Origin of the sequence: Paenibacillus praedii, assembly GCF_049725345.1 — a bacterium.
GTDB lineage: Bacteria > Bacillota > Bacilli > Paenibacillales > Paenibacillaceae > Pristimantibacillus.
Genome location: NZ_JBMWAM010000015.1, coordinates 1 through 12,420, shown reverse-complemented (window position 1 = coordinate 12,420; position 12,420 = coordinate 1). Strand labels below are relative to the sequence as shown.

Here is a 12,420-nt window from a genome sequence, read left to right as displayed (position 1 = left end):
TTAAACCTTTTACCAACGTCTGCGTTTGCTTAGCATCATCCAAACACCTGCTGCAATTAACGCAACAGCAATCGCATAGATCCCCCAACTCCATAATAAAACAAGAACAACGAACACGGCCGATGCGGCAGCAAGTGCAATCGAAGCCGTGAGCACAACACGCGGTCTGGATGAACCGAACAAATAATATTCGTAAAGACCTGCTGCTACTCCGAATATAAACAGCGGCCACAAATATTTCAAGCTATCCCATCCAAAAAGGTTGCAAACGATAAATAGCAGGGCATAAACGATAAGCATCCCGCCAGGGATGAGCACGAATGCTGGAACGAGCCTGCCGAAATAAAGCACGTGCAGCAGCAATCCAGGAATCAAAACAAGCAGCGGCCAGAAGATCGCTCCCAGAAAGCTGAATACACCTAACTTGCCCAACAATATAACGATTCCGGCTAACAGCAAAATAATTCCAGCGGAATATTTGTTATTAGGCATTCGCGTTCCGCTCCTTACAACATCCTTCGCAAATCATATATCAAACTTATATTTTGACGAAAGACGACAGTTTTTATCTATACTAGTTTAATGGAAGTGAACCAAAAATACCAGTATGAAGCTCAAGACTTCGCAAAAAAAAACCGTTCCGCCATTTTTGACGTGAACGGTCTGTGTCTAAAGCCTTTCTAAACCGCCTTTTTTCTTAAAATCGCAATCACGATAACAAGCGGTACACATAACAGGGGTATGGCTTCAGCCAGCGTCTTTGACCCTTGAAACAGCAGCTGATTGAAACCCGGATCATGCATAAGCATTTCTCCTGCTGCATACGCAAGCAGCGCTGCACCGATATAAGAAAGGGCCGGCAACCGCTGCAGCAAGCTTCCAAGCAGCTGACTGCCCCAAATTATCATCGGAATACTCAGCGCTATACCAAGCAAGATGAGCGCCATGTCTCCGTTTGCTACTGCTGCGATGGCAAGCACATTATCAAGGCTCATGACAAAATCCGCAACCACAATCGTCCATATAGCTTGACCGATCGTTTTTGCCTTCTTCACATGATGTGCGCCCGGCTGCTCTCCAGCCTCCGTCAACAGCTTGACTGCGATATAGAATAATAACAATGCGCCTGCAGCCTGCAAATAAGGAATCTCCAGCAATGAAATCGCGACAACCGTGAGTATGCACCGCAATCCAACAGCTGCAAGCGCTCCCCACCATATCGCCCGTTTGCGCTGTTCTGGCGGAAGCTGGCTGCTTGCCATGGCGATAACGATCGCATTATCTCCGCTAAGCAATACATTAATTAAAACAATTTGGATAAAAATAAATATGCTGTCCAACGTGCATCCCCCCTCTAATCAGCTGTATGAACAAGCTGTGGGAAATATGTCCGCAAAACGCTGAATCCATCTGACGTCGAAGACATATCTATGTAAAGATCTATTGAAGCATTTGACAGGAAAGGAGGAAACGACCTTTGGATTTTTTCTCAGTCGAGTTTTTCACCGCGCTGCTAACGATCGTATTTATCGATCTCATTTTGGCTGGTGATAACGCGATTGTTATCGGACTAGCTGCGCGCAATTTGCCCAAGGAGCAGCAAAGGCAAGCCGTCATATGGGGAACGGTAGGCGCTGTCGGCATACGCGTGATTGCCACGCTGCTCGTCGTTCAGCTGTTAAATGTTCCGTGGCTTAATTTGATTGGGGGGCTGCTTCTCATCTGGATCGCCTACAAATTAGTCGTTCAGGAAAAAAATCATGACGGCATTACGGCTGGAAACACGCTATGGCAATCCATTAGAACGATTATCATCGCCGATGCAGCAATGGGCATAGATAACGTCATTGCAGTAGCGGGCGCGGCTCACGGCAATACTTTGCTCGTTGTTCTTGGGCTTATCATAAGCGTCCCTGTCGTCGTATGGGGCAGTACGCTTTTCATTAAGCTAATCAATCGTTACGAATGGATCATTTACATCGGATCTGCCGTTCTTGCTTATACAGCCGCAAAAATGATCACACATGAAAAATCGTTTAACGGGTATCTGGAGGACAATCCCGTTTTTCATTGGTCGTTTATTATCGGTGTCGTAATCGTGACCGTAGCCGTAGGCTATTTTACGAATAAGCATAAAAACGGGACAGAACAGCAAAAAAGCAGAGCCCGTTAGCGGGATCTCTGCTTTTTCTCATTCCTATCACTAAAACCAGCTGTCCTCGCCTGCCGCCTGCGTCGCCGTTTGGCTGTCAGGCGTCAGCAAAAGCTCCTCTGTACCCTCTACCGCAGCAGTCAGCAGTCCGGCATAATTGCCAATCTTGCTCTCCACCTTCTCAACAATTCTGAGATTAGGATTCGTGCTTGGCGATTTCGGCAAAAACAAGGTGCAGCAATCCTCATAAGGCAAAATCGATGTCTCGAATGTTCCGATTCGTACAGCGACATCAATGATTTCCTGCTTGTCCATCATAATAAGCGGCTTCAGCTGCGGCAGCTCGGCAGCTCGGCCGATCACATTCATGCTGGGCAGCGTCTGGCTGGCTACCTGACCGAGGCTCTCGCCGGTTACGATGCCATATGCCCCATTCCGCTCGGCAAGCTGCTCTGTAATCCGGAGCATGGCCCTGCGCATAAGCGTAATGATAAGATTATCATTATTTGCTTGCGCAAGCGTGGTCTGTATTTCCGTAAAAGGAACAAGATGCAGCTTAAGCGGCTCTCCACAATAATAGGATAATCGTTTGGCAAGCTCGATCACTTTTTCCTTTGCCTTGTCACTTGTGAACGGGTAGCTGTGGAAATGTACTGCCTCCAGCTCCAATCCTTTGCGCAGAGCCATCCAGCCTGCTACAGGGCTGTCGATCCCCCCTGAGAGAAGAAGCATCGCTTTGCCGTTTGTCGCATAAGGAAAACCGCCGGCAGCAGGAATGACCTCGTGGAAGAGATATACCGCTTCCTCCTGAATATCGACGCGAAGCTCAATCTCCGGCTTTCTTACATCAACCTTAAGGTTCGGCAGCTCACGCAGCACATGACTGCCGACCAAATGGTTCATTTCGTGCGAGGTGAAAGGGAATTTCTTCCACACACGCTTGACATTGACCTTGAAGGTAGCAGGCTTATCGGGCAGCTCCTTCATAAGCGCAAGCGCTGCCGCTCGAATGTTGTCCAAATCAGGGGTTACGCTCACGACAGGGCTGAGTGATGTGATACCGAACAAATCCTTTAACCGATTTGCGACGGGCTCGTAAGGATGATCGTTCAGAAGAACATTCAAGCGTCCGTAAGATTTGAAATAAGTTATATTCTCAAAGCTGGATAATGCCTGCTTCACCTGCTGGAGCATTCGCTTCTCGAATTTATTCCGATTGCGTCCTTTGACAGTTAAATCACCATAACGAAGTACAATCTGATCATAAAACAATATTATGTCAATCTCCTCTCAAGCGGCTGCAAATGTTCGACAATGCTGCGCAGCGCGGTGCCAAGCTCCTGGATGTCCCGCGCCTGATGCTCATCGCCGAAGCTGATGCGCACGCCGCCAGTCGCTTGCTCCACGCTAGCGCCAGTGGCCAGTAAAACCCGGCTAGGTTTATTGTCCCTTGACGAACAAGCCGATTTCGTTGATGCCATTATACCATGCTGTTCCAGCATATGAATGATAACCTCCGGCTTCATGCCCGGATACGAGAAATGAACGATATGTGCTGCGGAGGGCTCTCCTCCATTCAGCCTGAGCTGAGGAATGCCATTAATAATTGTAATAAGCTCCTTCTTCAGCTTAGACAACCGCTGGTGCCGCTCCTTCATATCCGCAAGGGATATTCGAAGCGCTTTGGCCGAAGCGACAATGCCGGGAACATTCTGAGTCCCTGCGCGAAAGCCCTGCTCCTGTGATCCGCCTGTAAGCATCGGATAGAGCGTAATCCCCTCTCGCACATACAAGTACCCGACTCCTTTGGGTCCGCGGAGCTTATGGGCGGAGGCGCTCAGCAGATCTATGCCCCATTCCTCAATTGCAATGGGCAGCTTGCCGACACTCTGAACCGCATCAACATGAAAAAGGGCCTTCGGATACGTCTTCAGCAAAGCTCCAATCTCCTCAATTGGCTGTATAGAGCCAATCTCATTGTTCACATGCATAACACTAACCAATATCGTCCCTTCAGTCATAGCCTGCCTAACATCTTCGACTCGCACATGACCAGCTGCATCAACCGGCAAATACGTGACGCTGAAGCCTTCCTGCTCCAGCTGTCCGAACGACTCAAATACGGATGCATGCTCGATTTGCGTTGTAATCAGATGATTGCCTCTGCTCCGGTATTGCTTGGCAATTCCTTTTATAGCTAAATTATTCGACTCCGTCCCGCCGCCCGTAAATAACCAGTTCCCCTTGTGGGTACGGAGCTGCTCGGCGACTAACGTTCTTGACCGCTCGATAAGCATGTCGGCATCTGCGCCTGCCCGATGAAGCGATGATGGGTTCGCATATTGCGACTTCATCACTTCCATCATCGTTTGGGCCACCTCTGCGTAAGGCGGCGTGGAAGCGCTATGATCAAAGTAAAGCATTTGTTCTCATTCTCCTTCCAAAAAAGAAAAAGATCAACGACTGTCTCCGCTTGTCCTGCAGAGAGCTCAATCGTGATCTTATTGCCGCTATCCTATCGTGCTTGCAGAACTTTAGCAACATAACGCTGCGTTTCCTCGGGCAGCGCTTCAAGATTTGCAATTAGCTGTTCATTCGTCTTGATACCTGTCCGGTCTACTCTTCCAGGGCCAGCATTATAGGCTGCCAGCGCGACCTGCTCCTCGCCGTTGTATTTACGGAGAAGCGAAGCTAAATATTGGGTTCCGCCGTTAATATTTTGAACGGGGTCGAAAGAATCCGTTACGCCAAGTCCTCTAGCCGTTCCGTCCATCAGCTGCATTAATCCCTTTGCTCCTGAGCCGGATACCGCATCAGCGCGGAAGCCTGATTCTGTCTTAATGACTGCTCGGACAAGACTGGCATCTATTCCATATCTCGAAGCCGCTTGCTCAATGATGCTATCATATTCACTCGGACTCGCAGTCGCGGCTTCTGCATTGGAATAATCAATATTGATTAGACCGCCGCTAAGGGATGACAGCTGCGCCAAAGCCTCCGCAGGCAAGACCGGCATGGAAGCTTGACTGTCCGCGGCACTGTCAGACATATATTGGGATAACAACGTATCGAATAATGAATCAGAACCTGTACCATTCACGGCGTTCAACGGGTTCAAGGCTGATTTAGAATTCAAGCCGGGCGTCAGTTGAAGCTGTAATAATGTCTTTATAATTCGCGGGTCAATACTCATGTTTTCCTCCTCGCTGGGAAGCCATCAATAATTGAATTAAATTGTTCACCACTATAAGATAACATATATATCGGTTATTATTGTACATGTTTTTAGTGCAAACAGCCAGTCATTCGAAGAACCTAGCTCAACAAAAAAAGCGAATCATGCGCATTATAGGCATTACCCGCTCTGCTGGGCTATACGTTCGATAGTTACATGGTACTATTATCGTCTTTGCGATTGTTAAATAAGCCCATCTCTTTCGCTTTGTTGGCTGCTTCTCTAGAGCCAGGCATATTCAGCTTCTTCAAAATATGATTGACATGATTTTTGACCGTTCGAATGGAAACGACCAGCTTATCTGCTATTTGCGGCTGCGTATAGCCTTCATCAACTAATTCAAGAAGCTGAAGCTCTGAAGGCGTAATGAGATCATTCATCTTTTTGACCTCGAACTCACGCTCGAGCTGCTTCAGCCTGCGGAACTCCTCTCTCATCCGTTCGGCTACAGCCGCATTGATTGGAGATTGGCTTCGGAATGCAGATCTGATCACCTCTGGCAAGCCCTCAAAATCCGACTTGATTTGATAATCGATCGCACCTGCCTGGAAGGAGCGGAAGATTAAGTCCTTCTCCTCCATCGAAGTCAGCATAATGACTCGCGCGCCAGCAGCAGCAGCTGCCTCTTCCGCAAGCAGCACCCCTTCGGGGCGACCGTCCAGCATGATGTCCATGAGTACCACATCGACAGGTGTTTGCAAATACCGCTCCTCCTGCAATGCTTGTCTGACCTCCTCTGGGCGAGCAGAAGTCCATACGACCTCCAAATCCTGCTCTTTATTCAAATAGGAGATAAGACCTCGAAGCCAATCCGGATCATCCTCAACAATCCATACCCTAATTTTATCCAAGTGCATCACTCTCCTCAGCCGACGTCCAATTCATCTTCTCAGCAAGCACGCTGCGCTTTGGAAAAACCATGAAAACCGAGGTTCCCAGTCCAGCCTTGCTGCGAAGCTGCAGCATTCCCTTATGCTTGCGCATGACATGATAGGCATATGGCAGACCGAGACCGAAGTTCGTGTGACTGGCGCTCTTTGTCGTATAGAAGGGTTCCAGCACCTTCGTTGCCTCTTTCTTGCTCATCCCTTGCCCTGTATCCGTTACCTCAATAATCAGCTCCCGTTTGGATTCGGTTAATTGAATAAAAAGCTCACCTTTACCTTTCATTGCTTCTAAGGCATTGGCAATTATATTGCCAAGCGCTTCACTTATCTGTGCGGGGTCTATCTGACAGATCCAGCCTCCACTAAGGTTGGTGCGCAGCTTCACGCCTGCAAGCATCGGCAAATAGCCCTTCAATGTGTCATCTACAAGCTTTGCCAAATCAACAGCCTCAACTTGAACCACTAAATCTTCTGTACGCCGGTGAACCCGCTGGAGCATCTCCTGCATATGGCGTGAAGCCTGTAACACCGTCTCCACATCCTCCAGCAGCTCCTGCTGATCGGTCTCTATGGCATAAGTCTTCATCTTCTCCGAGAACAGCCGCATTTTCCCTGCATCGTTTTTAATCGCATGATTCAAAATTGCCGTTCCTGAAGTAACTGCCCGCAGCGTAGAATCAAATCTGCGCCGATCAACCATCACGCGTACGCCCATAAATCCATAGGTAAACAGTCCGACAACAAATACGGCAACCCCAAGCCCAACCATCCAAGTATTATATCGCCACATCCGAAGCATACCGAAGCTTGGCAGCACATAATTCATAATCATACTGAACATGACAGGCGGCAGCACCGCAGAGCATACAATCCAATGTGTGCGTGTAAACGAAACATGCAGCTGCCGCCTCAGCAGCACCTGCACCGTACCGTATAAAATATACGGCACCGCCCACCAGACAACGACTTTAAACGAGATCGGGTACATCTCCGTGTAGTATGGCGTGAACAATAGGCAGCCTGCGATTGGAAGAAGCAGCAGATAGGGCATAAACTGCTGAAGCCGTAAAGGCAGACGTACCGGACGATAAGCCATGGCAAACAATACAAATGAATAAGGCAAGCCATAATACGATAAGAGCGAAGCCGCTCCTTGCAGGCGGTACAGCAGCTGCTGCGCAACCTCGTTCAAGCCTGCGGCGGCGGCTGCAGGAAGCCATTGCAGATCCAGCACAGCCGCAAGCGCCCCCGCTCCTCCGCAAAAAGCAACAGCGCCAAGCCAGCGATTAATAGCTGCGCGCCGATCCGAAAACCAAATGATGGCCGCTATAGCCCATAACGCAATAAGAACGAACAGCATAAGAAAGCTCCTTCATGACCACTTACTGTTTCAGCTATTGGATCTTCAAATAAATTGAACCATTTCTAATTGCTTTCCGTCAACTCATCCGTCAGAAAATCATGCCTTTCATTATTATATTACTTATGCACAAGCAGCAGGCACCATCCTTATTGTTGGATGGTGCCTGCTGCTTGTGTCTTTTTCATGAGTCTTAAACCTTAAAAACAGACGCGCGCTCCTTAAGATCACCAGATGATTGTGTAAGCTGTTTGGCAAGCGTGCGCAATTCATCCGAAATGCCGTTCTGTTTGACGGACAGCTCACTCATATGCTCCATTTTGCCATTTACATCTGTTGATGTGTGCAGCAGCTTATCCACAGCGGACACAATATGCGTCATACCTGTAGTAATTTCATTAATCGCAGTCGATATTTCACTCACTTGATCAGAAAGCACACTGCTTTGCGATTCCAGTGTTTGGAAGGTTTCACTCGCCGTTTCTGATGCCTGACGAGTCGAATTTATGACATTAGCGAAGCTGCCGATCGTACGGCTGCTGGCTGCTACATCGTTCTGAATGAGTGATAATTCCTTCGTAATTTGCTTGGATATCAAGTCCGTTTGACTGGAAAGCTTGCGAATCTCCTCGGCTACAACTGCAAAGCCTCTTCCATGCTCACCCGCTCTAGCGGATTCAATAGATGCATTAAGCGAAAGCAGGTTCGTCTGCGTATTTAAATCCTGGATGCCATTCAAAAACTTCGACACATTGCTGTACCGGTCATTCATCGTTTCAAATACTTCCGTCAGCTTCGCAAACTGCTCCACAGTCTCGTTCACCATTTGAACAACGCCGGCCATATGCTGCGAGCCGTTCCGCGACGACTCCCTCATCTGAAGCATATCGTTGTTAATATATTCACTGGAAGCGGCTATCTCTTGCGAGCTTGCCGAAATTTGCTCGGTTACGGCAGAAATCGAAGAAGCATCATCATATTGGGAAAGCAGTACCTGTCTGCCATCCTCGACCTGCTCCTTTACATTTTCAGAGGCTTGGCGATTGCTGCTGATTTTCTCATCCATGTTACGAGATACATGCAGCACAGACTCACTCACGGTTAACGTTGATTTTATTGTATCACGAAGATTTTGGCCCATATCCGCCAAGGCCTGATCGAGCTCTCCAAATTCATCCTTGCGCGCAAGCTTCTCTTGACTCGTGAAATCATTGCTGCCATAGGCCCGAATTCTTTTTGAAATGCCTGAAAGTCCTGTTTTAATTGACTGAGTTACACTGAAAATCATAATGGCCGGCAAGACAGCAAGCAAAATAACGTTGATCAAAACGATTATATTCGCGCTCGACACGCTGCGATTCAGCTGCTCCTGTGTCATCAATGCGTCTACATTCAGTCTTTCAGTCAACGTTCGATTGGAATAGCTGAGTACGATCGTATACATTCCAGTCAATTTACTAACACGCAGCGATTTTTCCTCTTCGGATAAGTTTGTCATATCGATATTGGTTGACATTAAATCATCGTATGCCAGCCTAATGACATTGACCTGATTCGCATATCGTTTTCCGTCCTCCGTGGTCGGATAATTCCGATCCATTTCAATAAGCTGCTTTTCCAGCTCGTCCATTGCGGCTGGCAGTGTATCCAGCTGATCGATAATAGACGCGGCCTCTTCATTGCTATTCTCAATGGCATCGACCAAAAGCAGCATCGTATTAAGCAATCGGTTGGAAATGCTTTGATAATTACGCTCCGCAATGGACAGTATCTCTGACTTGGAAACGGAGCTTGCTACCGACATATTCTGAAAATAAATTAAAGCGCCAGCGGCAAGATTGAAAACTGTGATGATTGCGGTAATCATAAATAATTTGGTCGTAATTTTTTTTGCATTTGCTTTCTTGACCTGCTGGACCAATCTCTCGTACCAAAGCTTTAGTTTCACTGCTGCACTCTCTCCTCTGGATCCCGAAATAAAGCAAAAAAGCTATCCAGCCACAGGAGGCAGACAGCTTTAAATAAGCGTTCAATCCCTACCGGCGGCCTGGCAGCCATAGCGCTTACGCCTTAGGCCCATAACTTTGCGTCCTTCCCTTTCGAGAAGATTGCCCTTTTCAGTATGTCTATTTTTTTACAACATAAACCAGTATAGGGCTTAACCGCCTGAATGTACAACCCTTTAGCACTAAATCATTCGGGAATTAGGAACAAAGTCGCATTGCAATAACGTCTAGCCAACGAATGGAAATAGGACGTTTGTATGGAAATGACGGCAACAAGTAAAATATTACGTACAGCTTCCCACTGCTTCTCTGACAAATTAGGCAATCTGCTTGCGAACTGATTGGCGGATGATCGGATAACATGCTCCGTCAATAAATCCTGATGCGGATTTTCCTTCAGATGACCGGAAATATCAAGCAGCTGGTCATTATTCGCATCAAGCTCCTCAAACATGCTTGTATAGGAAACATATAATTCAATAGGTCCAACTAAATCGTCCGATTGCTCCTCCGGCTTCTTGAAAACAATTTCAAACAGCTTGCGGATGGATTCAAAATCAAGATTTGACTTTAAATCATCAATAATAAACAACAATGCAGTCTGGTTAATCGAGTATTTCTTACCTGCCTTCGGACAATCAAAATAAGGCTTGAAATCACGCTTCACCCAGTTCTGCATCGAGGTGATTTGCAGATTTGAATATTCAATAAGCTGTCCAAGGGCAGCGATCTCATGCAAAGAAAAACCTTTCAAATCATGGCCTTTGATCAGCTTCTCAATGACTGGGGGAAGCACTGTAGATAAAAATGCTGGCAATCCGCTTCCCTGCTGCAAATCAGATTGATGTGTTTTGGTCCACGCAGCTTGCAGCACTTGGAGCGGCTTTTGTTCATGTTTCCCGTCCAAAGCAAGCAATAAGTATGCCATCTCTTTTCGAGTAAGCGTAAAGGACTCCATATCCCTTCCTCCTCGCACTTCCGTTATTTCAAGTTCATATGAACTCATCATAGTCTGGAGATCGACTCTTGTAAAGAGTAGAAAATGAAAGCTATTGCGCTTTTCCAGCTTTAAAAATCGCTATAAATGTGCCTTAGGGCCTGATACCGTTGCAAACGACGTTTGTCATATTCGGTTCTTTTTCGTTATAGTAGAACATATGCATACAAAAATTCATAAAAAAAGGGTAGTGAGAAGCGAAAATGGGTAGTATAGGATTCAATTTATTCATGGTTGCTCTACTTATTTTATTAACTGCTTTTTTCGTCGCAACGGAGTTCGCTATCGTAAGAGTGCGCTCCAGCCGAATTGACCAGTTAGTGCTTGAGGGCCGGAAGAACGCACTTTCCGTTCAACGGGTTACGAGTAATCTGGATGCCTACTTGTCAGCCTGCCAATTAGGTATTACAATCACAGCTCTCGGGCTGGGCTGGCTGGGGGAGCCTACGGTTGAAAAACTGCTTTTACCCTTATTTGAAAGCTTAAATATAAACAGTGACGCAAGTCATATTTTATCCTTTTTAATCGCATTTGTTTCCATTACTTTTCTGCATGTCGTTGTTGGTGAACTTGCTCCAAAAACCTGGGCGATTCAGAAAGCTGAATATTTAAGCTTTCTTACAGCAAAGCCGATCATTTTCTTTCATACGCTCATGTATCCTTTTATATGGACACTAAACGGCTCAGCTAATGCGCTCGTTCGCTTGTTCGGATTGAGACCTGCAAGTGAACACGAGGAAGCGCATTCCGAGGAAGAGATTCAAATTATTTTGAATGAAAGCTTCCAAAGCGGTAAAATCAATAATACCGAATATGGCTTCGTAAGCAGAATCTTTGCATTTGACGAATTGTTGGCCAAAGAAATTATGGTGCCCCGCACCGATATGATCTGTCTGTTCACGAACAAGTCCTTACAAGAAAACATGGAAATTATTCGCAAGGAGCAATACACCCGTTTCCCCGTAGCGCTTGAGAGCAAGGACAACATTGTCGGAATGATTAATACGAAACACTTGTTTCTGCAGTACGATTCCGAGAAAGACTTTGATTTCAAGAAGCTGGTTCATCCCGTGCTCAGTGTGTCGGAGGTTACTCCGGTGAAACTGCTGCTTAAGCGCATGCAGCAGGAACGCGTTCATATTGCGATTCTCGTGGATGAATACGGCGGAACATCTGGTCTCCTTACGATTGAAGATATTTTAGAGGAAATTGTTGGTGAAATTCGCGATGAATTTGATGCCGACGAACGAAGAGACATTGAACAGCTAGCCGATAATTGTTATCTGCTTGACGGTAAAGTATCCCTATCAGAGCTTAGTGACTTAACCGGTATTGACTTCGAGGAAGAGGACGTGGATACGGTAGGCGGCTGGCTATACAGCCAGATTCCTGATCCAAAACCGGGCAAGGAACATCAATTCGGGCAATTTAAATTCATTATTCGCGAAGCAAGTAAAAACCGTATAAGAAAAATCGAAATGCTTATTGAAGAGCCTGAGCTGCAGGTTGAAAGCGAGACAGCGTAATTCGATCAACATACAGGAAGCAGTCCTTTATTCGAATAGGGGCTGCTTTTTTTGATACATATTATTCAACTATTCTCCCCTTAAAAGACGCAATTTCACCTTCCTAAAAAAATAAAAAAACACTTGCATTTCTTTTTGAATTTATGTAATAATAACTCTTGTGCCTCACGAAAAACGACGTGCCGTTGTAGCTCAACTGGTAGAGCAACTGACTTGTAATCAGTAGGTTGGGGGTTCAAGTCCTCTCGACGGCACCA

The 12,420-nt window shown here is 46.6% G+C and carries 11 protein-coding genes, 1 tRNA gene and 1 riboswitch; of the genes, 3 read left to right on the top strand and 9 right to left on the bottom strand.

Going from position 1 to position 12,420, the window contains the following annotated elements; translation table 11 throughout:
• Window positions 1-9: 9 nt before the first annotated feature.
• Window positions 10-492 (bottom strand): hypothetical protein, encoded by a 483-nt coding sequence (locus tag ACO9K6_RS14435; protein WP_424768266.1) that lies wholly within the window; start codon window positions 490-492, stop codon window positions 10-12.
• A gap of 188 nt (window positions 493-680) precedes the next feature.
• Window positions 681-1,340, bottom strand: coding sequence for a TerC family protein (locus ACO9K6_RS14430; protein WP_424768265.1), 660 nt, complete (start codon window positions 1,338-1,340; stop codon window positions 681-683).
• A 137-nt stretch (window positions 1,341-1,477) separates the two neighbouring features.
• Between ACO9K6_RS14430 and ACO9K6_RS14425 the strand changes: the two genes are divergently transcribed.
• Complete coding sequence (locus tag ACO9K6_RS14425) at window positions 1,478-2,173, top strand: TerC family protein (RefSeq protein ID WP_424768264.1); 696 nt, start codon at window positions 1,478-1,480, stop codon at window positions 2,171-2,173.
• Between the two features lie 30 nt (window positions 2,174-2,203).
• Here ACO9K6_RS14425 and thiI read toward each other — a convergent pair whose 3' ends face one another.
• The 7 genes from thiI to ACO9K6_RS14390 form a co-directional block, all read right to left on the bottom strand.
• Window positions 2,204-3,424 (bottom strand): tRNA uracil 4-sulfurtransferase ThiI, encoded by a 1,221-nt coding sequence (thiI, locus tag ACO9K6_RS14420; RefSeq protein ID WP_424768263.1) that lies wholly within the window; start codon window positions 3,422-3,424, stop codon window positions 2,204-2,206.
• Window positions 3,425-3,426: 2 nt separating this feature from the next.
• Entirely contained in the window at window positions 3,427-4,575 is a 1,149-nt protein-coding gene (locus tag ACO9K6_RS14415) for a cysteine desulfurase family protein (RefSeq protein WP_424768262.1), read from the bottom strand.
• Window positions 4,576-4,667: 92 nt separating this feature from the next.
• Entirely contained in the window at window positions 4,668-5,345 is a 678-nt protein-coding gene (locus ACO9K6_RS14410; protein WP_424768261.1) for a lytic transglycosylase domain-containing protein, read from the bottom strand.
• Window positions 5,346-5,539: 194 nt separating this feature from the next.
• Window positions 5,540-6,244 (bottom strand): response regulator transcription factor, encoded by a 705-nt coding sequence (locus ACO9K6_RS14405; RefSeq protein ID WP_424768260.1) that lies wholly within the window; start codon window positions 6,242-6,244, stop codon window positions 5,540-5,542.
• Entirely contained in the window at window positions 6,231-7,634 is a 1,404-nt protein-coding gene (locus tag ACO9K6_RS14400; RefSeq protein WP_424768259.1) for a sensor histidine kinase, read from the bottom strand. Before ACO9K6_RS14400 ends, ACO9K6_RS14405 begins: the two co-directional genes overlap by 14 nt.
• Before the next feature lie 193 nt (window positions 7,635-7,827).
• Entirely contained in the window at window positions 7,828-9,582 is a 1,755-nt protein-coding gene (locus ACO9K6_RS14395; RefSeq protein ID WP_424768258.1) for a methyl-accepting chemotaxis protein, read from the bottom strand.
• Window positions 9,583-9,672: 90 nt separating this feature from the next.
• A riboswitch (cyclic di-GMP riboswitch) is annotated at window positions 9,673-9,757 on the bottom strand.
• Window positions 9,758-9,827: 70 nt separating this feature from the next.
• Window positions 9,828-10,598, bottom strand: a complete 771-nt coding sequence (locus ACO9K6_RS14390; protein ID WP_424768257.1) for a DUF1836 domain-containing protein — start codon at window positions 10,596-10,598, stop codon at window positions 9,828-9,830.
• A 242-nt stretch (window positions 10,599-10,840) separates the two neighbouring features.
• Between ACO9K6_RS14390 and ACO9K6_RS14385 the strand changes: the two genes are divergently transcribed.
• Window positions 10,841-12,163 carry a hemolysin family protein gene (locus ACO9K6_RS14385; RefSeq protein ID WP_424768256.1) on the top strand — a complete coding sequence of 441 codons (1,323 nt, stop codon included), beginning with the start codon at window positions 10,841-10,843 and terminating at the stop codon, window positions 12,161-12,163.
• A gap of 181 nt (window positions 12,164-12,344) precedes the next feature.
• Window positions 12,345-12,420: transfer RNA gene (locus ACO9K6_RS14380), tRNA-Thr, on the top strand.

What these genes read in the sequence shown, in the direction of transcription:
- ACO9K6_RS14435 (WP_424768266.1), bottom strand. Translation starts at nt 492, where the DNA reads ATGCCTAATAACAAATATTCCGCTGGAATTATTTTGCTGTTAGCCGGA.
- ACO9K6_RS14415 (WP_424768262.1), bottom strand. Translation starts at nt 4,575, where the DNA reads ATGCTTTACTTTGATCATAGCGCTTCCACGCCGCCTTACGCAGAGGTG.
- ACO9K6_RS14410 (WP_424768261.1), bottom strand. Translation starts at nt 5,345, where the DNA reads ATGAGTATTGACCCGCGAATTATAAAGACATTATTACAGCTTCAACTG.
- ACO9K6_RS14405 (WP_424768260.1), bottom strand. Translation starts at nt 6,244, where the DNA reads ATGCACTTGGATAAAATTAGGGTATGGATTGTTGAGGATGATCCGGAT.
- ACO9K6_RS14400 (WP_424768259.1), bottom strand. Translation starts at nt 7,634, where the DNA reads ATGCTGTTCGTTCTTATTGCGTTATGGGCTATAGCGGCCATCATTTGG.
- ACO9K6_RS14390 (WP_424768257.1), bottom strand. Translation starts at nt 10,598, where the DNA reads ATGGAGTCCTTTACGCTTACTCGAAAAGAGATGGCATACTTATTGCTT.
- ACO9K6_RS14385 (WP_424768256.1), top strand. Translation starts at nt 10,841, where the DNA reads ATGGGTAGTATAGGATTCAATTTATTCATGGTTGCTCTACTTATTTTA.